At 70.6% G+C, this 25,400-nt stretch carries 21 protein-coding genes and 1 pseudogene; 10 read left to right on the top strand and 12 right to left on the bottom strand.

The window, feature by feature from the left end; genetic code table 11:
- Nucleotides 1-104: 104 nt before the first annotated feature.
- Nucleotides 105-1,907 (top strand): glycoside hydrolase family 35 protein, encoded by a 1,803-nt coding sequence (locus tag OHA03_RS23050; RefSeq protein ID WP_267005691.1) that lies wholly within the window; start codon nt 105-107, stop codon nt 1,905-1,907.
- Between the two features lie 10 nt (nt 1,908-1,917).
- On the opposite strand, the gene OHA03_RS23045 is transcribed toward OHA03_RS23050, so the two are convergent.
- Nucleotides 1,918-2,694: a serine protease gene (locus OHA03_RS23045; protein ID WP_267005690.1), complete on the bottom strand. Its 777-nt coding sequence runs from the start codon at nt 2,692-2,694 to the stop codon at nt 1,918-1,920.
- Between the two features lie 229 nt (nt 2,695-2,923).
- Here OHA03_RS23045 and OHA03_RS23040 point away from each other — a divergent pair, with 229 nt between their 5' ends.
- Nucleotides 2,924-3,823 carry a hypothetical protein gene (locus OHA03_RS23040; protein WP_267005689.1) on the top strand — a complete coding sequence of 300 codons (900 nt, stop codon included), beginning with the start codon at nt 2,924-2,926 and terminating at the stop codon, nt 3,821-3,823.
- Nucleotides 3,824-3,973: 150 nt separating this feature from the next.
- Here the strand turns inward: OHA03_RS23040 and OHA03_RS23035 are convergent, their stop codons facing one another.
- Nucleotides 3,974-4,918, bottom strand: a complete 945-nt coding sequence (locus tag OHA03_RS23035; RefSeq protein WP_267005688.1) for an SDR family oxidoreductase — start codon at nt 4,916-4,918, stop codon at nt 3,974-3,976.
- A gap of 86 nt (nt 4,919-5,004) precedes the next feature.
- Between OHA03_RS23035 and OHA03_RS23030 the strand changes: the two genes are divergently transcribed.
- Genes OHA03_RS23030 through OHA03_RS23015 form a run of 4 tightly spaced genes read left to right on the top strand, consistent with a single transcriptional unit; the run spans nt 5,005 to nt 8,472 of the window.
- Nucleotides 5,005-5,748 (top strand): enoyl-CoA hydratase family protein, encoded by a 744-nt coding sequence (locus OHA03_RS23030; protein WP_267005687.1) that lies wholly within the window; start codon nt 5,005-5,007, stop codon nt 5,746-5,748.
- The gene (locus OHA03_RS23025; RefSeq protein ID WP_267005686.1) at nt 5,745-6,620 is read left to right on the top strand and encodes a CoA transferase subunit A; all 876 of its coding nucleotides are present in this window, start codon (nt 5,745-5,747) and stop codon (nt 6,618-6,620) included. Before OHA03_RS23030 ends, OHA03_RS23025 begins: the two co-directional genes overlap by 4 nt.
- The gene (locus OHA03_RS23020) at nt 6,617-7,381 is read left to right on the top strand and encodes a CoA-transferase subunit beta (RefSeq protein ID WP_267005685.1); all 765 of its coding nucleotides are present in this window, start codon (nt 6,617-6,619) and stop codon (nt 7,379-7,381) included. Before OHA03_RS23025 ends, OHA03_RS23020 begins: the two co-directional genes overlap by 4 nt.
- Before the next feature lie 8 nt (nt 7,382-7,389).
- Nucleotides 7,390-8,472 (top strand): nitronate monooxygenase family protein, encoded by a 1,083-nt coding sequence (locus OHA03_RS23015; protein WP_267005684.1) that lies wholly within the window; start codon nt 7,390-7,392, stop codon nt 8,470-8,472.
- Nucleotides 8,473-8,542: 70 nt separating this feature from the next.
- Here the strand turns inward: OHA03_RS23015 and OHA03_RS23010 are convergent, their stop codons facing one another.
- From OHA03_RS23010 to OHA03_RS22990, 5 genes are all read right to left on the bottom strand, one after another.
- On the bottom strand, nt 8,543-10,222 hold the full coding sequence (locus OHA03_RS23010; protein WP_267005683.1) for a DEAD/DEAH box helicase: 1,680 nt from the start codon (nt 10,220-10,222) through the stop codon (nt 8,543-8,545).
- 136 nt (nt 10,223-10,358) lie between these two features.
- A complete protein-coding gene (locus OHA03_RS23005; protein WP_003969786.1) occupies nt 10,359-10,562 on the bottom strand; it encodes a cold-shock protein in 204 nt (67 codons plus the stop codon).
- Nucleotides 10,563-10,810: 248 nt separating this feature from the next.
- Nucleotides 10,811-11,968 (bottom strand): acetyl-CoA C-acetyltransferase, encoded by a 1,158-nt coding sequence (locus OHA03_RS23000; protein WP_267005682.1) that lies wholly within the window; start codon nt 11,966-11,968, stop codon nt 10,811-10,813.
- 31 nt (nt 11,969-11,999) lie between these two features.
- Entirely contained in the window at nt 12,000-12,611 is a 612-nt protein-coding gene (locus OHA03_RS22995) for a TetR/AcrR family transcriptional regulator (protein ID WP_267005681.1), read from the bottom strand.
- Nucleotides 12,612-12,666: 55 nt separating this feature from the next.
- Nucleotides 12,667-13,449: an SDR family oxidoreductase gene (locus OHA03_RS22990; protein ID WP_267005680.1), complete on the bottom strand. Its 783-nt coding sequence runs from the start codon at nt 13,447-13,449 to the stop codon at nt 12,667-12,669.
- A gap of 114 nt (nt 13,450-13,563) precedes the next feature.
- On the opposite strand from OHA03_RS22990, the gene OHA03_RS22985 reads away from it, so the two are divergent.
- Nucleotides 13,564-14,745, top strand: coding sequence for an acyl-CoA dehydrogenase family protein (locus tag OHA03_RS22985; RefSeq protein ID WP_267005679.1), 1,182 nt, complete (start codon nt 13,564-13,566; stop codon nt 14,743-14,745).
- Entirely contained in the window at nt 14,745-15,752 is a 1,008-nt protein-coding gene (locus OHA03_RS22980; protein WP_267005678.1) for an acyl-CoA dehydrogenase family protein, read from the top strand. Before OHA03_RS22985 ends, OHA03_RS22980 begins: the two co-directional genes overlap by 1 nt.
- Before the next feature lie 113 nt (nt 15,753-15,865).
- Here OHA03_RS22980 and OHA03_RS22975 read toward each other — a convergent pair whose 3' ends face one another.
- Entirely contained in the window at nt 15,866-16,369 is a 504-nt protein-coding gene (locus OHA03_RS22975; protein WP_267005677.1) for a pyridoxamine 5'-phosphate oxidase family protein, read from the bottom strand.
- A 162-nt stretch (nt 16,370-16,531) separates the two neighbouring features.
- Between OHA03_RS22975 and OHA03_RS22970 the strand changes: the two genes are divergently transcribed.
- A complete protein-coding gene (locus OHA03_RS22970; RefSeq protein ID WP_267005676.1) occupies nt 16,532-16,819 on the top strand; it encodes a hypothetical protein in 288 nt (95 codons plus the stop codon).
- Between the two features lie 6 nt (nt 16,820-16,825).
- Here the strand turns inward: OHA03_RS22970 and OHA03_RS22965 are convergent, their stop codons facing one another.
- The gene (locus OHA03_RS22965) at nt 16,826-17,389 is read right to left on the bottom strand and encodes a HutD family protein (RefSeq protein ID WP_267005675.1); all 564 of its coding nucleotides are present in this window, start codon (nt 17,387-17,389) and stop codon (nt 16,826-16,828) included.
- Nucleotides 17,386-17,975: pseudogene (locus tag OHA03_RS22960) on the bottom strand (VWA domain-containing protein); the annotation flags it as partial. The gene OHA03_RS22965 and the pseudogene OHA03_RS22960, both read right to left, overlap by 4 nt.
- Before the next feature lie 281 nt (nt 17,976-18,256).
- Here OHA03_RS22960 and OHA03_RS22955 point away from each other — a divergent pair.
- On the top strand, nt 18,257-19,192 hold the full coding sequence (locus OHA03_RS22955) for a rhomboid family intramembrane serine protease (protein ID WP_267005674.1): 936 nt from the start codon (nt 18,257-18,259) through the stop codon (nt 19,190-19,192).
- A gap of 140 nt (nt 19,193-19,332) precedes the next feature.
- Here OHA03_RS22955 and OHA03_RS22950 read toward each other — a convergent pair whose 3' ends face one another.
- Both OHA03_RS22950 and gltB read right to left on the bottom strand, forming a co-directional pair.
- A complete protein-coding gene (locus OHA03_RS22950; protein WP_267005673.1) occupies nt 19,333-20,793 on the bottom strand; it encodes a glutamate synthase subunit beta in 1,461 nt (486 codons plus the stop codon).
- Nucleotides 20,786-25,354, bottom strand: coding sequence for a glutamate synthase large subunit (gltB, locus tag OHA03_RS22945; protein ID WP_267005672.1), 4,569 nt, complete (start codon nt 25,352-25,354; stop codon nt 20,786-20,788). The genes OHA03_RS22950 and gltB overlap by 8 nt, the downstream gene beginning before the upstream one ends.
- Between the last annotated feature and the right edge of the window lie 46 nt (nt 25,355-25,400).

Raw genomic sequence — 25,400 nt, 5'->3', positions numbered from 1 at the left:
AGCATTCCTCCCGGGTCCGCGCGCTCCGTGGTACGTACCGTCGTGCGGCCTCGGGGCGCGCGGCTTCGGGGGTGGGACCGGCGCAACAGGAGAGTACGAGCACGATGGCTGACTTCACCGTGGGGGACGACCACTTCCGGCTCGACGGGAACCCCGTACGCCTGCTGTCGGGGGCCCTGCACTATTTCCGGGTGCACGAGGCGCAGTGGGATCACCGGCTTTCGATGCTTCGGGCCATGGGCCTGAACTGCGTCGAGACGTACGTTCCGTGGAACGTCCATGAGCCCGAGCCAGGCGTGTTCCGGGACGTGGCGGCGCTGGGCCGGTTCCTGGACGCGGCGCACCGCGCCGGACTGTGGGCGATCGTCCGCCCGGGTCCGTACATCTGCGCCGAGTGGGAGAACGGTGGGCTGCCGGTCTGGGTGACGGGACGGTTCGGGCGGCGGGTGCGAAGCCGTGATGCCGGGTATCTGGGGGCGGTCGAGCGGTGGTTCGCGCAGCTGCTGCCGCAAGTGGTGGAACGGCAGATCGACCGCGGCGGCCCGGTGATCATGGTTCAGGTGGAGAACGAGTACGGCAGCTACGGCACCGACGCCGTCTATCTGCGACGACTCGCGGACCTGCTGGGCGAACAGGGGGTGAGTGTGCCGCTGTTCACGTCCGACGGGCCGGAGGACCACATGCTGACGGGCGGCTCCGTGCCCGGTCTGCTCGCCACGGCGAACTTCGGATCGGGGGCGCGTGAGGCGTTCGAGGTGCTGCGACGGCATCAGCCGAAGGGTCCGCTGATGTGCATGGAGTTCTGGTGCGGCTGGTTCGCGCACTGGGGTGCGCCGCCGGTCGTACGGGAACCGGCGCAGGCCGCCGAGGCGCTGCGGGAGATCCTGGAGTGCGGGGCGTCCGTGAACATCTACATGGCGCACGGGGGGACGAACTTCGCGGGCTGGGCGGGGGCCAATCGGTCCGGTTCGCTGCAGGACGAGGATTTCCTGCCGACGGTGACGTCGTACGACTACGGCGCCCCGATCGACGAGTACGGGCGGGCCACGGAGAAGTTCTGGCTGTTCCGGGAGGTCCTCGCCGAGTTCGCGGACGGTCCGCTTCCTGATCTGCCGCCGGAGCCGGCCGGGCTCGCGGCGCCGGTGCGGGCGGAGCTGACCGGGTGGGTGTCGCTGTCCGGCGTGCTGGAGGCGCTGGGCGACCCGGAACCGGCGGAGTCCGGTGTTCCGCCGACGTTCGAGGAGCTTGGCGTCGACCGGGGCCTGGTGCGCTATCAGGTGGATGTGCCGGGTCCGCGGCAGCCTTACACGCTGGGGGTGACGGGGCTCCGGGACCGGGCCGTGGTGTACGTGAACGGCGTCCGGGAAGGCGTGCTGGGCGACGGGAACGCCACCCTCGAGACGCCCGTGGCCGGACCTGCGTCCGTCGAGCTGTGGGTGGAGTCGCTGGGCCGGGTCAACTACGGGCCGCGGCTGGGTGAGCCGAAGGGCATCACGGGCGGGGTGCTGCACGAGCGGCAGTACCTGCACGGTGTACGGGCCAGGGCGCTGCGGCTGGCCGCGTTCGAGGAGCCGGGCGCGGTGGCCGGGGTGCCGTTCGGGGATGTCGTGGAGGGGCGCACCGGGCTGTACCGGGGGTCGTTCGAACTGACGGAACCGGGTCACGCGGATCATGCGGGTCTCGAACTGCCGGGCTGGACACGCGGGTTCGTCTGGGTGAACGGTTTCTGCCTGGGCCGCTACTGGTCAGCGGGCCCGCAGCGGACGCTGTACGTGCCGGGTCCGGTGCTGCGGGAGGGCGCCAATGAGGTGTGGGTGCTGGAGGTGGAGGGTGCGGGGGCTCCGTACGCGGAGCTGGGCCCGGGTGTGCCCGTCCGGATGGGCACACCCGGGGTTGTTCGGAGTTGATACTGCGGCGTCAGAGCGTGGCTGCCGCGGAGGCTATGTTGGCGGCGAAGGTCGAGACCTCGCTGTACACACCGGGGTAGCCGGGCTCGGCGCAGCCCTGGCCCCAGCTGACGATGCCCACCTGGATCCAGGCTCCGGCGTTGTCCTTGCGGAACATGGGGCCGCCGGAGTCGCCCTGGCAGGTGTCCACCCCGCCGGTGTCGACGTACCCGGCGCAGATCTCGTCGCCGGGGACGAGGTCGGTGCCGTACGCGTCCTGGCAGTCGGCGTCGGAGACGAACGGCACGGTGGCCTTCAGCAGGTAGCGCTGCTGGCCGCCGCCCTCGGTGGCGGCGCCCCAGCCGGCGATGGTGAAGGTGCCGTTGTTGTACGTGGTGCTGGTGGCGATCTTCAGGGTGGGCAGGTCGATGGGCTTGGCGAGCTTGATCAGCGCCCAGTCCTTGCCCATGCCGTTGTAGCCGGGGGCCTGCAGGACCTTGGTGGACCTGACCTTGACGGCGCCGGCGGACTGCAGGTCGACGACGCCGGCCGTGGCGGTGATGGAGGTGTTGTTGCCCGAGCCGTTCACGCAGTGTGCGGCGGTGAGCACGATGCTCTTGGTGTAGAGGGCACCGCCACAGCCCATGGAGAGCCGGACCATGAAGGGGAACTCACCCTGGGCGGCGCGGGTTCCGCCGACGACGGGCGTCGGGGCGGCGGACGCTCCGGCGGGCTGCAGGCTGACGGCGGCGAGGACCACCGCGGCTATGACGGAACATCTCTTCAGGGTGCGCAGAAGCTGCTTCAACGAAGTGCCTTCTTTCGTGGGGGGGGTGCGTGGGGGCGGGTCGGCACGTGCCCGAAGTCGTCATGTACCCGACAAGGGCATGGCCGGATTATCGGGAAGCGATCACCGACCCCACAAGGTCCACTTTTCGGCCAATGTCGCGGACGGTCCTCGCCCCCGTCCTCGCCACCGATCGGCCCGCATCCGCTTACAGTGGAGGCCGGTTGAGCGTCACGGAGGGGGTGCGGACGTGACAAACGACAGTCCGGTGGTACACGGCTTCCCTCATCTCGACACCGTCCGGTCCGCGATCACCGCGCTGTACCGGAGGCTGTCGTACGACGGTGTCCGCAGTTACGCCCCGAGCCTCGCGCCCGCCGACGCGGCCTTCTCCGACCAGGACGATCTGCATCTCGGCGCGCAGCGGGTGGCGCGGGCGATGGTCCAGCACCTGCATCTGCCGAACGCCCGCATGATCGTCGCGTTCCGGGCGATGGAGCATGCGGGAAGTGTCGAACTCGCGGCGGGTCCCGAGTACTTCATCGAGCTCAACGACCGCTTCCGTACCCACCGCAGGGACATCGGCGCCGCGCTCTCGCACGAGGTCATGCATGTGCTGCTGCACCGGCTCGGCCTGGAGTTTCCCGGTACGCGCGACAACGAGATCCTCACCGACACCGCGACGACGTATCTGGGCGCGGGCTGGCTGCTGCTCGACGCGTTCCGGGAGGACGGCACGTCCAGCCAGAAACTCGGCTACCTCACCCCGGAGGAGTTCGGGTACGTCCTGGCCAAGCGGGCGTTCGCCTTCGACGAGGATCCCTCACCGTGGTTCACCAGCCCGCAGGCCTACGAGGCGTTCGCAGCGGGGCGGGCGCGGGCGGAGCAGGACGCCCGGCAGCCACCGCTCGTGGCGGCCGGTTGGGCGGGCCGACGGCGCTACGCGAAGGTCCGCCGGTACGCCCGGGACCATCCGGGCGGGGCTGCGGCCCCTGCCTCCGGTGTTCCGTACGCCTTCGAGGACGGACCGGACGGGCTGCGGGTCTCGTTCGCGTGCCCGACGTGCCTTCAGCGGATCCGGGTTGCGGTGCGGGGGCGGGTGCGGGTGCGGTGTGGGCTCTGCCGCACGGTGCTGGACTGCGACACGTGAGCTTGGGCGGTGAGGTCGGTGCGCCGCGCCCGTGGCGGGTGGTGTCCTCCACTCACCTCTTCCCGAAACCGGGTGCGCTGCCCCGGACCCCCGCTCATCGATCGCCGGAGGGGCTGATTCTCCCACCGTTGCCGGGCACCCTTCCGCCCGTCACCGCACCCCGTACACCGGCCGCCCCGCCCTCGCCTCCGCCAGCAGTTTCCGTGTCGCCTCCCCCGCCTCCGCCGGCGCCCACCGCGCGCCCCGGTCCACGGAAGGGCCCGGGCGCCAGCCGTTCATCACCGTGATCCGGCCCGCCTCCGCTTCGAAGACCCTTCCGGTCACCCCGTCGCTCGCGGCCGAGCCCAGCCACACCACCAGCGGTGACACGTTCTCGGGCGCCATCGCGTCGAACGCCCCCGTCCCCTCCCCCGGCGCCGCCATCGTCTCCGCGAAGGTCCGCTCGGTCATCCGGGTGCGGGCCGCCGGAGCGATCGCGTTGACCTGGACCCCGTACCGGCCCATCTCCGCCGCGGCGACCAGTGTCAGGCCGACGATCCCGGCTTTCGCGGCGGAGTAGTTGCCCTGGCCGACGCTGCCGAGCAGCCCCGCACCCGAGCTGGTGTTGATCACCCGGGCGACGGGGGTGCGGCCCTCCCCGGTCTCGGCCCGCCAGTGCGCCGCCGCGTGTTTCAGCGTGAGGAAGTGACCCCTGAGGTGGACGCGCATCACGGCGTCCCAGTCGTCCTCGTCCAGGTTGACGAGCATCCGGTCGCGCAGGAAGCCCGCGTTGTTGACCAGGGTGTCCAGCCGCCCGTAGGTGTCCAGCGCGGCCCCGATCAGCGAGGCCGCGCCCGCCCCGGTCGCGATGTCACCGCCGTGGGCCACCGCCTCGCCGCCCGCCGCCTCGATTTCGTCGACCACCTGCCGGGCCGGTCCGGGGGACGACCCGCCGGCCCCGTCGAGTCCGACACCCAGGTCGTTGACCACGACCTTCGCGCCCTCGGCGGCGAACGCGAGGGCGTGGGCCCGGCCGAGCCCCCGCCCGGCCCCCGTCACGATCACCACACGGCCCGCGCAGAGCCCCGTGCCGTGTCCGTCGCTGCTTGCGGTCATCTCACATCTCCTTGTTGGCGATGCGGGGGCAGGCTGCTACCTTCCACACCTAACAAATGTTTGGTGGAAAGGTAGCTGATCCGCTCATGGGTGTCTCCACCGCAAGCCCCGTCAAGGGCGTATCCGTCGTCACCGTCGACCACCCGCCCGTCAACGCCCTGCCCGTGCAGGGCTGGTACGACCTGGCGGACGCAGTCCGCGCGGCGGGCCGCGACCCCGAGGTCCGCTGTGTCGTCCTGGCCGCCGCCGGGCGCGGGTTCAACGCGGGCGTCGACATCAAGGAGATGCAGCGCGACTCCGGGCACGACACCCTGATCGGCGCCAACCGGGGCTGCTTCGAGGCATTCGCCGCGGTGTACGAGTGCGAGGTGCCGGTCGTCGCCGCAGTGCACGGCTTCTGCCTCGGCGGCGGCATCGGACTGGCCGGCAACGCCGACGCGATCGTGGCGAGCGACGACGCGACGTTCGGCCTGCCCGAGCTGGACCGGGGCGCACTCGGCGCCGCGACGCATCTCGCCCGGCTCGTCCCGCAGCATCTGATGCGCGCGCTGTACTACACCTCACGCACCGTCACGGCCGCCGAGCTGCACGCCCACGGTTCGGTCTGGAGGGTCGTCCCGCGCGCCGAACTCCACGAAGCGGCGCTGGAGCTGGCGGGCGAGATCGCCCGGAAGGACGGGTATCTGATCCGGCTCGCCAAGGCCGCCATCAACGGCATCGATCCGGTGGACGTCCGCCGCAGCTACCGCTTCGAGCAGGGCTTCACCTTCGAGGCCAACCTCAGCGGAGCCGCCGACCGCGTCCGTGACACCTTCGGCAAGGAGGCATGACGGTGACCGACAAGACCATGACGGTCGACGAGGTCGTCTCCCGGCTCAGCAGCGGCATGACGATCGGCATCGGCGGCTGGGGCTCACGCCGCAAGCCGATGGCGCTGGTGCGTGCGCTGCTCCGGTCCCGGATCACCGATCTCACCGTGGTCTCGTACGGCGGCCCCGACGTCGGCCTGCTCGCGGCCGCCGGCCGGATCCGCAAACTGGTCGCGGCCTTCGCCACTCTCGACTCGATCCCGCTCGAACCGCACTTCAGAGCGGCCCGCCAGCGCGGCTGCTTCGAACTGACGGAGGTCGACGAGGCGATGTTCATGTGGGGGCTGCACGCCGCCGCGAACCGGCTGCCGTTCCTGCCCGTCCGGGCCGGCATCGGATCGGACGTCATGCGGGTCAACCCCGGTCTGCGTACGGTGCGTTCGCCGTACGCGGACGGCGAGGAGTTCGTCGCGATGCCGGCCCTGCGGATGGACGCGGCGCTGGTCCACCTGAACCGCGCCGACCGGGCCGGCAACGGCCAGTACCTCGGGCCCGACCCGTACTTCGACGACCTGTTCTGCGAGGCCGCCGATACCGCGTACGTCTCCTGCGAACGGCTCGTCGAGACGACCGAACTCACCGCGCGGGCCGCCCCGCAGACCCTGCTCGTCAAGCGGCACTCGGTCACCGGGGTCGTCGAGACCCCGAACGGCGCGCACTTCACCTCCTGCGCCCCCGACTACCCGCGCGACGAGGCGTTCCAGAAGGCGTATGCCACCGCGGCCGCCGACCCGGCCGCCTGGGCGGCGTTCACCGCCCGGTTCCTGCCCGTGGACGGCAGCGAGAAGAACTACCAATCGGCCGTCCGGACCTGGCACGAGGAGCAGAAGTGACGACCCCTGAGACCACGGCCCCCGGTACCCGGACCGTCACCCGCGCCGAGTACTGCGTGATCGCCTGCGCCGACGCCTGGCGCGACAACGGCGAGGTGCTCGCCAGCCCGATGGGCCTGATCCCGTCCGTCGGCGCCCGCCTCGCCAAGCGCACCTTCTCGCCCGAACTGCTGCTGACCGACGGCGAGGCGATGATCGTCGGCCTCGACGGCACGCCCGAGGGCTGGCTGCCGTACCGCCTGCACCTCACCATGGTCACCGGCGGCAGGCGCCACGTGATGATGGGAGCCGGCCAGATCGACCGGTTCGGCAACCAGAACATCTCCTGCATCGGCGACTGGGAACAGCCCACCCGCCAGCTGCTCGGCGTACGCGGCGCCCCCGTCAACACCCTGAACAACCCGGTCAGTTACTGGATCCCCAGGCATTCCCCCCGGGTGTTCGTCGAGCGCGTCGACATGATCAGCGGGGTCGGTTACGACAGTGCGGCGGCCGCCGGCCCGTCGGCGACCCGCTACCACCGCATCCCGCGTGTCGTCACCGACCTCGGCGTCCTCGACTTCGCGACCGCGGACCGCTCGATGCGCCTTGCCTCGCTGCACCCGGGCGTCACCGCGGACCAGGTCCGCGAGGCCACCGGCTTCGCGCTGACGATCGCGGACGACGTCCCGTACACCCGCGAGCCGACCCTCGAGGAGCTCCGACTGATCCGCGACGTCATCGACCCGGACGGCGCCCGTGACCGCGAGGTCAGGACCTGATGGATCCGATGCGCACACCCCTCACCGAACTGGTCGGCGTCCGGTACCCGATCGTGCAGACCGGCATGGGCTGGGTCGCCGGGCCCCGGCTGGTCTCCGCCACCGCCGAGGCCGGTGCGCTGGGCATTCTGGCTTCCGCGACGATGACCGTGGAGCAGCTGCGCGCGGCGGTACGGGAGGTCAAGTCCCGTACGCAGGCGCCGTTCGGGGTCAATCTGCGCGCCGACGCCGGTGACGCGCGCGAGCGCGTACGGATCGTCGTCGACGAGGGCGTGAAGGTCGCGTCGTTCGCGCTGGCCCCGTCGAAGGAACTGATCTCCGAGCTGAAGGACGCGGGGGTGGTCGTCGTGCCGTCGGTCGGCGCGCGGCGTCATGCCGAGAAGGTCGCGGCGTGGGGCGCGGACGCGGTGATCGTGCAGGGCGGCGAGGGCGGCGGGCACACGGGCGAGGTGGCGACGACAGTGCTGCTGCCGCAGGTGGTGGACTCGGTGGACATCCCGGTGATCGCGGCGGGAGGCTTCCACGACGGCCGCGGGCTGGTCGCGGCGCTGGCGTACGGGGCGGCGGGCATCGCGATGGGCACGCGGTTCCTGCTGACGTCGGACTCGACGGTCCCGGACGCGGTGAAGGCCCGCTATCTGGCGGCGGGTGTCAGGGACGTCACGGTCACCACGGCGGTGGACGGGCTGCCGCACCGGATGCTGCGTACGGAGATGGTCGCCGCGCTGGAGCACGCGGGCCGCACCAGGGCCCTGGTCCAGGCGGTGCGCCGGGCGGCGGGTTTCAAGCGGATCTCGGGGCTCAGCTGGTCCCGGATGGTGCGCGACGGCCTCGCGATGAGGCACGGCAAGGATCTGTCCTGGAGCCAGGTGCTGCTGGCGGCCAACACCCCGATGCTGCTGAAGGCATCCATGGTCGACGGCCGGACGGATCTGGGGGTGATGGCGTCGGGCCAGGTGGCGGGCGTCATCGAGGACCTGCCGAGCTGTGAGGAGCTGGTGGGCCGGTTGATGAAGGAGGCACAGCGGGCGTTGGAGGCATTGGCCTCGCTCGCCGGACAGGCGGATACATCAGGCCTGTCCGGCGATTGAGACCGGCGTCCGGGGCAGCGCCCCGGTGCGGTGACCCGGTCGTCGACCTGTCACCGCACCGCGTACGCTGCTACGCCGCCCTGCGGCCTCGCGCGGCCGCACTGCCATTGCTTCGCCCGGAGCCACCCGCACGCCCCGCGCCTGCGCCCGAACCGTTGCCGCGTCCCGAGCCACCGGCCCGAACCCCACCGCCGGACCGAGCCGCACCGCCCGAGCGCATCTCGCCGCCGCCCTGAGCGGACCCGGACCCGGAACCGGAACCGGCACCGGCTCCGCCGCGACGGCCGCGGCCCCGGCTGCCCGCGCGGAACGCACCGCCGGTACCGGCGCCCGCACCGCCGGACCGCGTCCGCGGCTTCGGCTGCGTCGGCTGGGGGACCTCGACCACGATCGCGATGCCGGACGGCTCACGGGCCCCGGTGATCCGGGTGAGTTCCTCGTCGCTGGACTTGATCCGGGTGGTCCGCGGAGCGATGCCCGCGTCAGCCATCAGCCGGGTCATCTCCCGCTTCTCCTCCGGCAGCACCAGCGTGACGACGCTGCCGGACTCCCCGGCGCGCGCCGTGCGCCCACCGCGGTGGAGGTAGTCCTTGTGGTCCGTCGGCGGGTCCACGTTCACGACCAGGTCGAGGTCGTCGACGTGGATGCCACGGGCCGCGACGTTGGTCGCCACGAGCGCGGTGACCTGGCCGTTCTTGAACTGGTCGAGCGTCCGGTTGCGCTGCGGCTGGGACCGTCCGCCGTGCAGGGCGGCAGCCCGTACACCGCTGGCCAGCAGCCGCTTGGCGAAGCGGTCGGCAGCCCGCTTGGTGTCCACGAACATGATCACCCGGCCCTCGCGGGCGGCGATCCTGGTGGCGACGGCCTTCTTGTCGGTCTCGTCGGCCACATGCAGCACGTGGTGCTCCATGGTGGTGACGGCGCCCGCGGACGGGTCGACCGAGTGCACGACCGGGTCGGTCAGGAACATCTTGACCAGCCGGTCGATGTTCTTGTCCAGGGTCGCGGAGAACAGCATCCGCTGACCGTCCGGCTCGACCTGCTTGAGCAGCGCGACGACCTGCGGCATGAAGCCCATGTCGGCCATCTGGTCGGCCTCGTCGAGGACGGTGATGGAGACCTGGTCGAGCCGGCAGTCGCCGCGCTCGATGAGGTCCTTCAGCCGGCCGGGCGTGGCGACGAGCACCTCGGCGCCGCGTCGCAGCGTGCCGGACTGCTTGGTGATCGACATGCCGCCGACGACGGTGGCGAGGCGCAGGTTCACGGACGTCGCGTACGGCGTCAGCGCGTCGGTCACCTGCTGGGCGAGCTCGCGGGTCGGGACGAGGACGAGCGCCAGCGGGGCGCGCGGCTCGGACCGCCGGCCGGCGGTGCGGGCGAGGAGCGCGAGACCGAAAGCCAGGGTCTTGCCGGAGCCGGTGCGGCCGCGGCCGAGGATGTCCCGGCCGGCGAGCGAGTTCGGCAGGGTGGCGCCCTGGATCGGGAACGGGTCGGTGACGCCCTGCGCGGCAAGGGTCTTCAGCAGGGCGGCGGGCATGTCCAGCTCGGCGAACGCCTCGACGGCGGGCAGTGCGGGGGTCATGGATTCGGGCAGGGCGAATTCACCCTGCGGCGGCGTGGCCCTGCGACGGGGCGACGCCTTGCCGGATCCCTTGCCGGAACCCTTGGCGGTTGCCTGTGCCGGGGCCGTGCCGCGCCCCCTCGACGGGCGAGTGCGGGCGGGTCGGTCCTGGCGTTCGGAGCGGGTCATACGGAATTGCCCTCCTGGGGATTCCTGGGAACTACTGGGGACTGTCCGGGACTTTCGGCGCATCCCCGGGACAGCACAAGCCGGGACCCGCACCTTCACGGTGCGGGCCCCGGCTGCGAGGTGCGCGTCGCGGCAATTAGGCCGGGACGATGTTCTCCGCCTGCGGGCCCTTCTGGCCCTGCGTGACGTCGAAGGAGACCTTCTGGCCCTCCTGGAGCTCACGGAAGCCCGAGGTGGCGATGTTGGAGTAGTGGGCGAAGACGTCGGCGCCGCCGCCGTCCTGCTCGATGAAGCCGAAGCCCTTTTCCGAGTTGAACCACTTCACGGTTCCAGTAGCCATGTCATTCTCCTAAAGAGGTGCAGTGCCGGAAATCCGCACTTTACGAATTCCAAGTCGCCGCATTGAGCCCCATCCGGAGAAAGCCGGAAAACAATAATGCGCCTGAGGAAGCATTCCCGTCAGGCGCACATAAAGTTCATGGGTACCAAAACTGCAACTCGGCAACCGTAGCACGTTCTGCAGATCCGCGGTGTGATCCGCCCCACCGCCGCGCGTCGCGGTCGCCCGGGAGCCTTGGCGCGCCCGGCTCAGAGCCTTTCGATGATCGTCACGTTCGCCTGTCCGCCGCCCTCGCACATGGTCTGCAGACCGTAGCGGCCGCCCGTGCGCTCCAGCTCGTGCAGCAGCGTCGTCATCAGTCGAGTGCCGGTGGCGCCGAGTGGGTGACCGAGCGCGATCGCCCCGCCGTTGACGTTGACCTTGTCCGGGTCGGCGCCGGTCTCCTTCAGCCAGGCCAGCACCACCGGTGCGAACGCCTCGTTGATCTCGACCAGGTCGATGTCGTCGATGGTCATGCCGGCCTTCTTCAGCGCGTACGCGGTGGCCGGGATGGGAGCCGACAGCATCCGGATGGGGTCCTCGCCGCGTACCGAGAGGTGGTGGATGCGGGCGCGCGGGGTGAGGCCGTGTTCGGCGACGGCGCGTTCGGAGGCGATGAGCATCGCTGCGGCCCCGTCGGAGACCTGGGAGGAGCAGGCGGCGGTGATCGTGCCACCGTCCAGGACCGGCGGGAGTGCGGCCATCTTCTCCAGGGTGGTGTCGCGGCGCGGCCCCTCGTCGACGGTGACGTCCGCGTACGCGACGGTCTCGCGGGCGAAGCGGCCCTCGTCGACGGCGCGGATCGCCCGCCGGTGGGAGCGGAGCGCGAACTCCTCCATGTCGCGACGGCTGATGCCCCACTTCTCGGCGATCAGCTGGGCGCCGTGGAACTGGTTGACCGGCTGGTCCCCGTACCGGGCGCGCCAGCCCTCGCTGCCCGCGTACGGGCCTTCGGTGAGGCCGAGGGGTTCGGCGGCCTGACGGGAGGCGAAGGCGATCGGGATCTGCGTCATGTTCTGGGTGCCGCCCGCCACGACCAGGTCCTGGGTGCCGGAGAGGACGCCCTGGGCGGCGAAGTGGACGGCCTGCTGCGAGGAGCCGCACTGGCGGTCGATGGTGACGCCAGGGACCTCTTCGGGCAGTCCGGCGGCCAGCCAGCAGGTCCGGGCGATGTCACCGGCCTGCGGTCCGACGGTGTCGAGGCAGCCGAAGACGACGTCCTCGACGGCCGCCGGGTCGATGCCGGTGCGTTCGACGAGGGCCCGCAGAACATGAGCGCCGAGGTCGGCGGGGTGGACGGCACCGAGGCCACCCCTGCGGCGGCCGACGGGGGTGCGGACCGCTTCGACGATGTAGGCCTCGGCCATGGCTGCTGCTCCTCGGTGAGCTCGGGTGGGGTCAGGTGTCGAGGGCGATGCCGTCCAGGACCATCGAGAGGTACTGGCGGGCGATCTCCTCGGGGCTGTGCTGTCCGCCCGGCCGGTACCAGGAGGCCGCGACCCAGACGGTGTCGCGGACGAACCGGTACGTGAGCCGGATGTCGAGGTCGGCGCGGAAGACCTCGGCGGCGACGCCGCGCTCCAGCGTGCCGAGCCAGGCCTTCTCGAACTTCTGCTGGGAGTCGACGAGATAGGCGAAGCGCGGCTGGGTGGCGAGGTGCTTGGACTCCTTCTGGTAGATGGCGACGGCTGCGCGGTGCCGGTCGATCTCCCGGAAGGACTCGGTGACGAGGGCCTCGATCGTCTCGCGGGGGCCGAGGCCGGCGGCGAGCACCGCGTCATACCCCGCCCAGAGTTCGGTGAGGAAGGTCGAGAGGATCTCGTCGATCATCGATTCCTTGGAATCGAAGTGGTAGTAGAGGCTGCCCGCGAGCATGCCCGCCTCGTCCGCGATCCTGCGGACGGTGGTGGCGTTGTATCCCTGCGCGGCGAAGACCTCGGCGGCGGTGTCGAGCAGTTCCCGGCGCCGCTCGGGCGAAGGGGTCACCTGGGGCTTCTTCTTGGTAGGCACCCGCCCATTCTCCGCCCGCGCGCTGCCCCCTGCGGACGCACCGGCGGGCGTCCGGTCAGGCACGTTGGCTGCTGACGGGGACCACTTCGCCCGTCATGTACGAGGAGTAGCCGCTGGCCAGGAAGACGATGACGTTGGCGATCTCCCACGGTTCGGCATACCGGCCGAAGGCCTCCTTGCCGGTCAGTTCGTCGAGGAGATCGGCGGAGGTGACCTTCACCAGGTGCGGGTGCATGGCGAGGCTGGGAGCGACGGCGTTGACCCGTACGCCGTATGCGGCGGCCTCGACGGCGGCGCACCGGGTGAGCGCCATGACGCCCGCCTTCGCGGCCGCGTAGTGGGCCTGGCCGGTCTGGGCACGCCAGCCGACGACCGAGGCGTTGTTGACGACGACACCGCCGCGGCCCGCGGACCTGAGGGAGCGCAGGGCGGCGCGGGTGCAGCGGAAGGTGCCGTTCAGGGTGACGTCGAGGACCTTGGACCACTGTGCGTCGGTCATCTCGGTGAGCTCGGCGGTACCGCCGAGTCCGGCGTTGTTGACGACGATGTCGAGGCTGCCGTGGGCCTGTTCGGCGTGGGTGAAGAGGGCCTGGACCTGGGTCTCGTCGGTGACGTCGCAGGGCAGTGAGGTGACGTTTGCGGCGCCGAACTCCTCGGCGAGCGCCTGCTCGGTCTCCTTGAGCCGGCGGGCGTGGGCGTCGCCGATGACGATGCGGGCGCCTTCCTCCAGGAATTTGCGGGCGGTGGCGCCGCCGATCCCGGCGCCGGCCGCCGCAGTGATGACGGCGGTGCGGCCGGTCAGCAGCCGGTGTCCCGGTATGTACTGCGGTGCGCTCACGCCCCTGCCTCCTCGGGTTCCCGGCTCCTCGACGGCCTCGTGCCCGTACGTTAACCTACCAAACACTTGTTAGGGAAGAATCGGCCCGATGACGACAGAGAGGGCGGGCGTCCGATGGATCTGACCTTCACCCCCGATCAGGACGCGTTCCGGGCCGAGGCCCGGCAGTGGCTCCGGGCCCATGTGCCCGCCGAACCGCTGCCCTCCCTGGAGACCGCGGAGGGTTTCGCCGCGCACAGGGAGTGGGAGGCGCGGCTGTACGCGGACCGCTGGTCGGTCGTCTCCTGGCCGTCCGCCTACGGCGGCCGGGGCGCCGACATCTTCAAGTGGCTGATCTTCGAGGAGGAGTACTACGCGGCGGGCGGCCCCGGCCGGGTCTCGCAGAACGGCATCAACCTGCTCGCCCCGACTCTCTTCGACCACGCGACGGACGAGCAGCGGGCCCGGCTCCTGCCGCCGATGGCCAGTGGCGAGGTGATCTGGGCGCAGGCCTGGTCCGAGCCGGAGTCGGGCTCGGACCTGGCGTCGCTGCGGTCGCGCGCGGTGCGCACGGACGGCGGCTGGCTGCTGTCGGGGCAGAAGACCTGGTCGTCACGGGCCGCGTTCGCGGACCGGGCGTTCGGGATCTTCCGTACGGACCCCGAGGCCGCGAAGCCGCACCACGGGCTGACGTATCTGATGTTCGACCTGTCGGCGCCGGGGGTGTCCGTCCGGCCGATCGGACGGCTCGACGGCAAGCCGGCCTTCGCCGAACTCTTCCTGGACGAGGTGTTCGTACCGGACGAGGACATCATCGGCGAGCCGGGCCAGGGCTGGCGTATCGCCATGTCGGCCACGGGCGACGAGCGCGGGCTGACGCTTCGCTCCCCCGGCCGCTTCCTGGCCGCCGCGGACCGGCTGGCCGAGCTGTGGCGTACCCAGGGCGACCCGTCGGACACGGCGATGCGGGACCGGGTCGCGGACGCGGTGATCGGGGCGCGCGCGTACCAGCTGTTCACGTACGCCCATGCGTCGCGCTTCGCGGCGGGCGAAGGGGGTCCGCCCGCTCGAACGGCGCCGGAAGCGGGGGGCACCGGCGCCGAGTCGAGTCTGAACAAGGTGTTCTGGTCGGAGTACGACATCGCGCTGCACGAGACGGCACTCGATCTGCTCGGCCCGGACGGCGAACTCGCGGAGGGCGAGTGGGCGCAGGGATACGTCTTCTCCCTCGCGGGCCCGATCTACGCCGGCACGAACGAGATCCAGCGGGACATCATCGCCGAGCGGCTGCTCGGCCTGCCGAAGGGACGGCGCTGATGCGATTCCTCCTCGACGACGAGCAGCGGGATTTCGCCCGCTCGCTGGACGCGATGCTGTCGGCCGCGAAGACGCCGGCGACCGTCCGGGCGTGGGGCGCCGGGGACCACGGACCGGGGCGGGCCCTGTGGACGCGGCTCGCGGAGGCGGGGGTGTTCGCGCTCGCGATACCGGAGGCGTACGAGGGTGTCGGACCGCTTCCGGTGGAACTCGCGGTGGCCTTCCTGGAGCTGGGGCGGCACGCGGTGCCGGGGCCGGTGGTGGAGACGGTGGCGGCGGGGGTACTGCTGAGCGGGGTGGGCAGTCCGGTGGCGAAGGAGTGGCTGCCCCGGATGGCGTCGGGGGCGGTGTCGGCGACGCTCCTGCTCGACGACGGGGCGTTCGCGCTGGACGCGGACGCCGTGGACGCGGTCTTCGCGGTGTCCGGGGACGAGCTGCGGCTCGCGTCCGGACACGGCCCGCTCCGCGCTTCGTCCGATCCGGCACGGAGGCTGTTCCGGGTCGAGCCCGGCGGGCAGGTGCTCGCCTCGGGGCCGCGGGTGGTGGAGGCGGCCGGCGCGGCGGCGGACTGGGCGGCGTTCGCCACGGCGGCGCAGGCGCTCGGGACGGGCGAGGCGCTGCTGCGGGCCACGGTCGCGTACGTGAAGCAGCGCACCCAGTTCGGGGTGGCGATCGGATCGTTCCAGGCGGTCAAGCATCGGTTGGCGGACACGCTGATCGGCCTGGAGTTCGCCCGCCCGCTGCTGTACGGGGCTGCGGCGGCGCTCGCCGAAGGGTCGCCGCGCGCGGGAGCCGATGTGGCGGCGGCGAAGGTCGTGGCGGGCGAAGCGGCGTACGCGGCGGCGCGGGCGGCGCTGCAGCTGCATGGGGCGGTGGGGTATACGGAGGAGCTGGATCTGTCGGTGTGGGTACGGAAGGCGGGGCCGTTGCGGGATGCCTGGGGGGTGCGGGGGGATTGCCGGGGGCGGCTGGTGACCGGGGGCGCCCGGTGGCCGCTCTGCCCTTGATGTCCCGCCATGGTCCGAGGTCCGAAGGCATGGGACCCTCTCGACGGGCTTGATTCTCCCGCCTGCCGGACTTGACGTGGCCCGGGCCGGCGGCCCGGGCCGGCCCGGTCGCCTCAGATTGCCTCGCGCGGGGTGCTGTCGTCATTTCCGCGGTGGAACGTGCGCAGTGGGGTGCCCGGGCGCCAGGTCTGGACGATCAGTTCCTCGCCCTTCAACCCCGTGCGGACCACCTCCGTCAGTTCCGTGCGGAACAGGTGGAACGGCTCCGGTGGCTTTGCCTCCTCGACGAAGCGGGCCAGGACGTCGGGGTCGGTCTCCTCCACCGCGCGGCCGGAGATCCGGACGTCGGCGTCGGCCATCGTGTCGTCCGGTCCCGGGTTGGCCTGCACCGCGAACCGGGGATCACGCCGCAGGTCCAGTGCCTTGCGCGAGTTCGGCATCATGCCGAGCCACAGCTCACCGAAGCGGAAGTCCACCTCCAGCCCGGTCACACGCGGCGATCCGTCCTTGCGAAGGGTGGCCAGGACGTGGTGCTTGTACAGCCCGAAGCGGGCCTGAACGGTCTCGGCGAAGTCCGGCTCCGCCGACTGGAACGCTGCCCAGGAAGTCGATGTCATGACTCCATCGAACCCTTGAAACCCGACATCTACTGTCCGGTTTTCCGGGCGGCCACCCGATCGGATGCCGTCCCGGGTCGATCGTGTTCTGCTGTACGAGGCGCCTGGCCGTCAGCGTGGCGGCGGGGAGGGACTGATCCCGTGAACCCGAGGTGATTGACGATGGCGATCTTGGTGCATGCCACTCTGTCGGGCGTCACGGCCGACCAGTACGACGCTCTCCAGAGGGAACTTCAGGCACTGCCCGGAGACCCCTTCGCCGGCTGCCTGTCGCAGGTCTGCACAGTGACCGATTCGGGCGTGGAGCTCTTCGACCTGTGGGAGTCCCCGGAGGCCGCGGAGAAGTTCGGCAGCGTGATGCTGCCGGTCGCCGAGAAGCTGGGCCTGCCCATGACGTCCGGACCGCCGAAGATGTCGAAGGCGCACCGCTACCGGGTTCCCGGCGCGTGACCGCAGCTACCTGACGGACAGCGTGACCAGGAGCGCCCAGCCCTGGGTCCGTAGCACTCCGGGCGATGCGCTGTCGGCCACCACCGCGTCGTAGCAGTCGAGTTCGATGTCGTGGCCGTCGAGCACCGCACCGTCCTCCAGCGCGACGGCCAGGACCGTACCGCTCTGCGGCGCCAGCAGCCGGAGGGTGCCGCGTACGACCGCGACCTCCGCCGTCGTACGTTCCCTGCGGTACATCACATTGAGGTTCACGACCGGACCGCCGAGCAGCCGGCCGTCCGTCTCCAGCTCTCCGGGGAAGTCGTGCGGCCAGTACTGCTCGTCGACGATGTGGTGTTCGCCGCCCACCATCAGATCCATCCCGGCGCCCTCGACCACGGTCAGCGTGCGGTCGACGCCCGGGAACGAGGAGAACGGCCCGTCCGCGGACACATCGGCGAGGCTGACCCGCCAGTCGAAGTCGTCCAGCGGTGCGCCCTCGGGGGACGCGGCGATCTCCCGGGTGACTCCCCCGCCGTTCTTCCAGGGCACGGCCGTGCGGTCGGCCGCCCTCAGTACTCGTAGCGTCACTTGACGATCCTCTGTGCTCGGGCCGCGGCCAGCCAGTGCGGGAATTCGGCGACGAGCCGGTCGTACAGATCGGCGTCCGGGACCTGCCGCGGGTCGAGTCCGGCGTGGAAGAAGCCTGCGTTGTCGACGGGACGCTGTGCGGGAACGGCCAGTTCGTCGAGCTTGTGCAGGAAGTTGAACTGCGAACTGCGCTTGTTGCCGAAGCCGATGAACTGCCAGAACATCGGCAGCTTCGCCGCCTTGGACAGATAGCGTTCCGCCGCGAGCTTGTTGATCGGGCCGCCGTCCGTCTGAAAGACGACGAACGCGGGCGCAATGGAGCCGCTGTCGACGTAGCAGTCGATGACGGCGTCCATGGCCAGGTGATAGCTGGTCTTCCCCATGTGCCCCAGGCCCGCCACGATCGCATCGACCCGGCCGCGGAGGTTGTCCAGGGCTATGTCGGTGACGGCGTCGATGTCCGTGGAGAAGAAGACGACCGGTACGCGGCCGTCGTCGTCCAGGTGCACCGAAAGACCCAGCACCCGGTCACCAGGGCCCGGATGCTGCTGGCCACATCCTCGTAGTACTCCTTCGTGACTCCGCTCCCCCACCTGCAAGGAGGGGGGCTTCCAACCCGAAGGTTGCGGTCCAGCCCTAACCGATCCCTTGCAGGATATCCGGAAACTACCACAAACCAGGGAAGTGATTCCCCCACCGGCTGGGGCCAGCGGTTCCCTCGTCAGGAGAGGCAGATTCTTCGTTCCTCAACGTCTCATAACCCCGAGCGTAAGCCACCCGGGTATGCCCCGGGCGGGCGGCGTTCGCTATCTTGATCGCCGCCGCCCCACCGGCCCTCGTGACCGCCCACCAGTGAAGGAGCCGGCCATGGAGGCCGCCGTCACCACGTGCTACCGCCATCCGTCGTACGAGACGTATGTGCGCTGTACCCGCTGCGACCGCTACATCTGCCCCGACTGCATGCGGGAAGCCGCTGTCGGCCACCACTGCGTGGAGTGTGTGAAGGAGGGACAGCGCTCGGTCCGGCAGGCCCGCACGGTCTTCGGCGGCGCGGTGTCGAGGACGGCGGTGCCCGTCGTGACGTACGTACTGATGGGCCTGAACATACTGGCGTATCTGGGCGAGCTGATCCGTCCGGATATCGTCGACCGGTTCGGGATGCTCGGCGCGGGTCTGAACGGTTCCGACGGCAGTCAGTACGTGTACGAGAGCGGCGACATCCCCGGGTTCGACGCGGTCGGTGTGGTGGACGGCGAGTGGTACCGGCTGCTGACCGGGGCATTCCTGCATCTTCCGCCGGGCGAGTCGTCGTTCGGTTCCCTGCCCTTCGGGGTGCTGCACATCCTCTTCAACATGTACGGGCTGTGGAATCTGGGCCGGGTCGTCGAGGAGCAGCTCGGCCGAGGGCGCTTTCTCGCGCTGTATCTGCTGTCCGCGCTGGGCGGTTCGGTGCTGGTGTACCTGATTGCGCCGGGCGACACCGCGGTGGGCGCATCAGGGGCGATCTTCGGGCTCGCGGCGGCCTTCTACGTCATCAACCGGCGGCTCGGACGGGACATGCAGGCAGTCAACCGGTTCCTGGCCGGGTTCCTGATCTGGATGCTGATCTCCGCACGGTTCACGTCGTGGCAGGGGCATCTGGGCGGCCTTCTCACGGGCGGCATCGTCATGGCCGTGCTCGCCTACGCGCCGGCGAAGCACCGTACCGCCGTGCAGATCGCCGGGTGTGCGGTGCTGTTCGCGCTGCTGGTCGCCCTGGTGGCGCTCAAGACATCACAGCTGACCGGTGGGGCAGTGGCCTGAGCCGTCCGGCCCGCCGGTACGGGGCGTCCCCGGACGCGCCACGGCGCCTGCCGAATCGTCCGGTCGGGGACGGGCAGGCGCCGCGTTCAGTTCCGTACGCCGTTGTACGGGACGTCTGTTGTTGGTACTGCTGGTGGTGCTCAGACCGTCAGGGAACGGTCCGTCGGGCGGATCGGGGCCGGCAGTGCGCTGGCCCCGGTCAGGAAGCGGTCCACACCACGCGCCGCGGAGCGGCCCTCGGCGATGGCCCACACGATGAGGGACTGGCCGCGGCCCGCGTCACCGGCGACGAAGACACCTTCGACGTTGGTGGCGTAGTCCGCGTCGCGCGCGACATTGCCGCGCTCGTCGAGCTCCACACCGAACTGCTGGACGAGGCCGTTGGACTGGTCGGTACCGGTGAAGCCCATGGCGAGCGTGACCAGCTGCGCCGGGATCCGCCGCTCGGTGCCGGGCTTCTGCTCCAGCTTGCCGTCCTTGAACTCCACCTCGACGAGGTGCAGCGCCTGGACGTTGCCGTCCTCGTCGCCCTCGAAGTGGGTGGTGGAGACGGAGTAGACCCGCTCGCCGCCCTCCTCGTGCGCCGAGGTGACCTTGTACAGCATCGGGAAGGTCGGCCAGGGCTGGTTGGTGTTCCGCTCCTCGCCCGGCTTCGGCATGATCTCCAGCTGGGTGACGGAGGCCGCGCCCTGCCGGTGGGCGGTACCGACGCAGTCGGCGCCGGTGTCGCCGCCGCCGATGACGACGACGTGCTTGCCCTCGGCGGAGATCGGGGAGACCGTCAGGTCGCCCTCCTGCACCTTGTTGGCGAGCGGCAGGTACTCCATCGCGAAGTGCACGCCGTTCAGCTCACGGCCCGGGACGGGCAGGTCGCGGGAGACGGTGGCACCGGCGGCGATGACGACCGCGTCGTACCGGCGGCGGAGCTTGGCGGCATCGAGGTCCTTGCCGATCTCCACCTCCGTACGGAACTTGGTGCCTTCCGCTCGCATCTGCTCGATGCGGCGGTTGATGTGCGACTTCTCCATCTTGAACTCGGGGATGCCGTACCGGAGAAGGCCTCCGATGCGGTCCGCACGCTCATAGACGGCGACCGTGTGACCGGCCCGGGTCAGCTGCTGGGCGGCGGCGAGACCCGCCGGGCCCGAGCCGATGACCGCGACGGTCTTGCCGGACAGGCGCTCGGGGGGCTGCGGAGTGACGTCGCCGCTGTCCCACGCCTTGTCGATGATCGAGACTTCGACGTTCTTGATGGTGACGGCCGGCTGGTTGATGCCGAGGACACACGCCGACTCGCACGGAGCGGGGCACAGGCGGCCGGTGAACTCCGGGAAGTTGTTCGTCGCGTGCAGGCGCTCGGACGCGGCCGTCCAGTCCTCGCGGTAGGCGTAGTCGTTCCACTCGGGGATGAGGTTCCCCAGCGGACAGCCGTTGTGGCAGAACGGGATGCCGCAGTCCATGCAGCGGCCGGCCTGCTTGCTGATGATCGGCAGCAGCGAGCCCGGAACGTAGACCTCGTTCCAGTCCTTGACGCGCTCGCCCACGGGGCGGGTCTTGGCGGCCTCGCGCCCGGTGGTCAGGAAGCCCTTGGGGTCAGCCATTGGTCGCCGCCTCCATCATCTTCTCGGTGGTCTCCTGCTCGGAGAGACCGGCGAGCTCAGCGGCGTCCTTGGCGGCGAGCACTGCCTTGTAGGTGGACGGGATGATCTTGCTGAAGCGGGAGACACCGCCGTCGGCGCTGTCCCACTCGGCAAGCAGCTTCTCGGCGACGGTGGAGCCCGTCTCCTCCTGGTGGCGGCGCACGACGTCGTGCAGCCACTGCTTGTCGGTGTCGGAGAGTTCCTCGATCGCACCGAGGTTGCCGACGTTGACGTTGTCGCGGTCCAGGTCGACGACGTACGCGACACCGCCCGACATACCGGCGGCGAAGTTGCGTCCGGTCTCGCCGAGGACGACGGCGTGACCACCGGTCATGTACTCGCAGCCGTGGTCGCCCACGCCTTCCGAGACGACGGTCGCGCCGGAGTTGCGGACGCAGAACCGCTCACCGGTGCGGCCGCGGAGGAACAGCTCGCCGCCGGTCGCGCCGTAGGCGATGGTGTTGCCCGCGATGGTGGAGTACTCGGCGAGGTGGTCGGCGCCGCGGTCCGGGCGGACGATGACGCGACCGCCGGAGAGGCCCTTGCCGACGTAGTCGTTGGCGTCGCCCTCCAGGCGCAGCGTCACACCGCTCGGCACGAACGCGCCGAACGACTGGCCGGCGGAGCCGGTGAAGGTGATGTCGATGGTGTCCTGCGGCAGACCGGCACCGCCGAACTTCTTCGTCACCTCGTGGCCGAGCATGGTGCCGACGGTCCGGTTGATGTTCCGGATCGCGATCTGGGCCCGGACCGGCTGGGCGTCCTCGGCGCTGTCCGCGTTCAGGGCGTCTGCGGCGAGCTTGATCAGCTCGTTGTCGAGGGCCTTGGCGAGACCGTGGTCCTGCTCGATCTGCTGGTGGCGGACCGCACCCTCGGGCAGCTCCGGGACGTAGAACAGGGGCTCCAGGTCGAGGCCCTGCGCCTTCCAGTGCGTGACCGCACGGTCGGTGTCCAGCAGCTCCGCGTGGCCGACGGCCTCTTCGATCGTACGGAAGCCGAGCTCGGCGAGGATCTCCCGGACTTCCTGGGCGATGAACTCGAAGAAGTTGACGACGTACTCGGCCTTGCCGGAGAACCGGTCGCGCAGGACCGGGTTCTGGGTGGCGATGCCGACCGGGCAGGTGTCGAGGTGGCAGACGCGCATCATGACGCAGCCGGAGACGACGAGCGGCGCGGTCGCGAAACCGAACTCCTCGGCGCCCAGCAGCGCGGCGATGACGACGTCGCGGCCGGTCTTCAGCTGGCCGTCGGTCTGCACGACGATGCGGTCGCGCAGGCCGTTGAGCAGCAGGGTCTGCTGGGTCTCGGCGAGGCCGAGCTCCCAGGGGCCGCCCGCGTGCTTCAGCGAGGTGAGCGGCGAGGCGCCCGTTCCGCCGTCGTGGCCGGAGATCAGGACGACGTCCGCGTGCGCCTTGGAGACACCCGCGGCGACCGTGCCGACGCCGACCTCGGAGACCAGCTTCACGTGGATGCGGGCCGCGGGGTTGGCGTTCTTGAGGTCGTGGATCAGCTGAGCCAGGTCCTCGATGGAGTAGATGTCGTGGTGCGGCGGCGGGGAGATCAGACCGACACCCGGGGTGGAGTGCCGGGTCTTGGCGACCCACGGGTAGACCTTGTGGCCGGGCAGCTGGCCGCCCTCGCCGGGCTTGGCGCCCTGCGCCATCTTGATCTGGATGTCGTCCGCGTTGACCAGGTACTCGCTGGTCACACCGAAGCGGCCGGAGGCGACCTGCTTGATGGACGAGCGGCGCGCCGGGTCGTAGAGCCGGTCGGCGTCCTCGCCGCCCTCACCGGTGTTGGACTTGCCGCCCAGCTGATTCATGGCGATGGCGAGGGTCTCGTGCGCCTCGCGGGAGATCGAGCCGTACGACATGGCGCCGGTGGAGAACCGCTTGACGATGTCGGAGACGGACTCGACCTCGTCGACCGGGATCGCCTCGCGGCCCGACTTGAAGCCGAACAGGCCGCGGAGCGTCATCAGGCGCTCGGACTGCTCGTTCACCCGGTCCGTGTACTTCTTGAAGATGTCGTACCGGCGGTTGCGGGTCGCGTGCTGGAGGCGGAAGACCGTCTCCGGGTCGAACAGGTGCGGCTCGCCCTCGCGGCGCCACTGGTACTCGCCACCGATCTCCAGCGCGCGGTGCGAGGCGGAGATACCGGAGGCGGGGTAGCCCTTGGCGTGCCGGGCGGCGACCTCCTTGGCGACGACGTCGAGGCCGGCGCCGCCGATCTTGGTCGCGGTGCCGTTGAAGTACTTCGCGACGAAGGCCTCGTCCAGGCCGACGGCCTCGAAGACCTGGGCGCCGCGGTAGGAGGCGACGGTCGAGATGCCCATCTTGGACATGACCTTCAGGACGCCCTTGCCGAGCGCGTAGATCAGGTTCCGGATGGCCTGCTCGGGCTCGATGCCCTCGATGAACGTGCCGGCCCGGACCAGGTCCTCGACGGACTCCATCGCCAGGTACGGGTTGACCGCGGCGGCGCCGTAACCGATCAGCAGCGCGACGTGGTGGACCTCGCGAACGTCCCCGGCCTCGACCAGCAGACCCACCTGGGTGCGCTGCTTGGTACGGATGAGGTGGTGGTGGACGGCCGAGGTGAGCAGCAGCGACGGGATCGGGGCGTGCTCGGCGTCGGAGTGCCGGTCGGACAGGACGATCAGGCGGGCGCCGTCCTCTATGGCGGCGTCGACCTCGGTACAGATCTGCTCGATCCGGGCAGCGAGGGCCTCACCGCTGCCGCTGACCCGGTAGAGACCGGAGAGCGTGGCGGCCTTCATGCCCGGCATGTCGCCGTCGGCATTGATGTGTATCAGCTTGGCCAGCTCGTCGTTGTCGATCACCGGGAACGGCAGCGTCACGCTGCGGCACGACGCGGCGGTCGGCTCCAGCAGGTTGCCCTGCGGGCCCAGCGTGGAGCGCAGCGAGGTGACGAGCTCCTCGCGGATGGCGTCCAGCGGCGGGTTGGTGACCTGTGCGAACAGCTGGGTGAAGTAGTCGAAGAGCAGCCGGGGGCGCTCGGACAGGGCCGCGATCGGCGAGTCCGTGCCCATGGAGCCGAGCGGCTCGCCGGCGGTGCGGGCCATCGGCGCGAGGATGACGCGGAGCTCTTCCTCGGTGTAGCCGAAGGTCTGCTGGCGACGGGTGACGGAGGCGTGCGTGTGCACGATGTGCTCGCGCTCGGGGAGATCCTCCAGCTCGATCTCGCCGGTCTCCAGCCACTCCTGGTACGGCTGCTCGGCGGCGAGGCCCGCCTTGATCTCGTCGTCCTCGATGATGCGTCCCTCGGCGGTGTCGACGAGGAACATCTTGCCGGGCTGGAGGCGGCCCTTGCGGACGACCTTCGCGGGGGCGATGTCCAGGACACCGACCTCGGAGGAGAGGACGACGAGGCCGTCGTCGGTGACCCAGTAACGGCCGGGGCGCAGACCGTTGCGGTCGAGGACCGCGCCGACCTGGGTGCCGTCGGTGAAGGTGACGCAGGCCGGGCCGTCCCAGGGCTCCATCATCGTGGAGTGGTACTGGTAGAAGGCGCGCCGGGCCGGGTCCATCGAGTCGTGGTTCTCCCACGCCTCGGGGACCATCATCAGCACCGAGTGCGGCAGCGAGCGGCCGCCGAGGTGGAGCAGTTCCAGGACCTCGTCGAAGGAGGCGGAGTCGGAGGCGTCCGGGGTGCAGACGGGGAAGATCCGGTCCAGCTGCTCCGTACCGAAGAGGCTCGACGCGAGCTGGGACTCGCGGGCCTTCATCCAGTTGCGGTTGCCCTTGACCGTGTTGATCTCGCCGTTGTGCGCGACGAAGCGGTACGGGTGGGCGAGCGGCCAGCTCGGGAACGTGTTCGTGGAGAACCGCGAGTGGACCAGCGCGACCGTGGTGGCGAGACGGCGGTCGGAGAGGTCCGGGAAGAACGGCTCCAGCTGCCCGGTGGTGAGCATGCCCTTGTAGACGATCGTGCGGGCGGAGAGCGAGGGGAAGTACACCCCGGCCTCACGCTCGGCGCGCTTGCGCAGCACGAAAGCCTTGCGGTCGAGCGCGATGCCGGCGTTCTCGCCGTCCGCGACGAAGAGCTGGCGGAACTCGGGCATGGTGGCGCGGGCGCCGCTGCCTAGGAGGTCGGGGCTGACCGGGACCTCGCGCCAGCCGAGGACCTTCAGGCCCTCCTCGGCGGCGATCTTCTCGAGCTTCTGGACGGCCTCGGTGGAGTCGTCCGCGGGCAGGAAGGCGATTCCGACGGCGTAGCCACCGGCCTCCGGGAGGTCGAAGGGGACCTCTGCGCGGAGGAAGGCGTCCGGTACCTGGAGCAGGATTCCGGCGCCGTCGCCCGAGTCGGGCTCGGATCCGGTGGCGCCGCGGTGCTCGAGGTTGCGCAGTACGGTCAGCGCCTGCTCGACCAGCTCATGGCTGGCCACACCGGTAAGAGTGGCCACGAACCCGACACCACAGGCGTCGTGCTCGTTACGGGGGTCGTACATCCCCTGCTGGGCGGGGCGACCGTCCATGGGCGACCAGGCGTCGGAACGCATTGGCTCTCCCGTCGTCGTCGTGGCATATGCAGTGCCGAGGGACGAC

Source organism: Streptomyces sp. NBC_00154, from assembly GCF_026342835.1.
Lineage (GTDB): Bacteria > Actinomycetota > Actinomycetes > Streptomycetales > Streptomycetaceae > Streptomyces.
Note: the sequence above shows the minus strand (reverse complement) of the source record. Positions and strands in the feature narration are given on the sequence as shown.

Bases quoted from the DNA above. Each gene is read 5' to 3' on its own strand.
- OHA03_RS23050 (WP_267005691.1), top strand. From the start codon at position 105: ATGGCTGACTTCACCGTGGGGGACGACCACTTCCGGCTCGACGGGAAC.
- OHA03_RS23035 (WP_267005688.1), bottom strand. From the start codon at position 4,918: ATGACCGCAAGCAGCGACGGACACGGCACGGGGCTCTGCGCGGGCCGT.
- OHA03_RS23030 (WP_267005687.1), top strand. From the start codon at position 5,005: ATGGGTGTCTCCACCGCAAGCCCCGTCAAGGGCGTATCCGTCGTCACC.
- OHA03_RS23025 (WP_267005686.1), top strand. From the start codon at position 5,745: ATGACGGTGACCGACAAGACCATGACGGTCGACGAGGTCGTCTCCCGG.
- OHA03_RS23015 (WP_267005684.1), top strand. From the start codon at position 7,390: ATGCGCACACCCCTCACCGAACTGGTCGGCGTCCGGTACCCGATCGTG.
- OHA03_RS23010 (WP_267005683.1), bottom strand. From the start codon at position 10,222: ATGACCCGCTCCGAACGCCAGGACCGACCCGCCCGCACTCGCCCGTCG.
- OHA03_RS23005 (WP_003969786.1), bottom strand. From the start codon at position 10,562: ATGGCTACTGGAACCGTGAAGTGGTTCAACTCGGAAAAGGGCTTCGGC.
- OHA03_RS23000 (WP_267005682.1), bottom strand. From the start codon at position 11,968: ATGGCCGAGGCCTACATCGTCGAAGCGGTCCGCACCCCCGTCGGCCGC.
- OHA03_RS22985 (WP_267005679.1), top strand. From the start codon at position 13,564: ATGGATCTGACCTTCACCCCCGATCAGGACGCGTTCCGGGCCGAGGCC.
- OHA03_RS22980 (WP_267005678.1), top strand. From the start codon at position 14,745: ATGCGATTCCTCCTCGACGACGAGCAGCGGGATTTCGCCCGCTCGCTG.
- OHA03_RS22975 (WP_267005677.1), bottom strand. From the start codon at position 16,369: ATGACATCGACTTCCTGGGCAGCGTTCCAGTCGGCGGAGCCGGACTTC.
- OHA03_RS22970 (WP_267005676.1), top strand. From the start codon at position 16,532: ATGGCGATCTTGGTGCATGCCACTCTGTCGGGCGTCACGGCCGACCAG.
- OHA03_RS22955 (WP_267005674.1), top strand. From the start codon at position 18,257: ATGGAGGCCGCCGTCACCACGTGCTACCGCCATCCGTCGTACGAGACG.
- OHA03_RS22950 (WP_267005673.1), bottom strand. From the start codon at position 20,793: ATGGCTGACCCCAAGGGCTTCCTGACCACCGGGCGCGAGGCCGCCAAG.
- gltB (WP_267005672.1), bottom strand. From the start codon at position 25,354: ATGCGTTCCGACGCCTGGTCGCCCATGGACGGTCGCCCCGCCCAGCAG.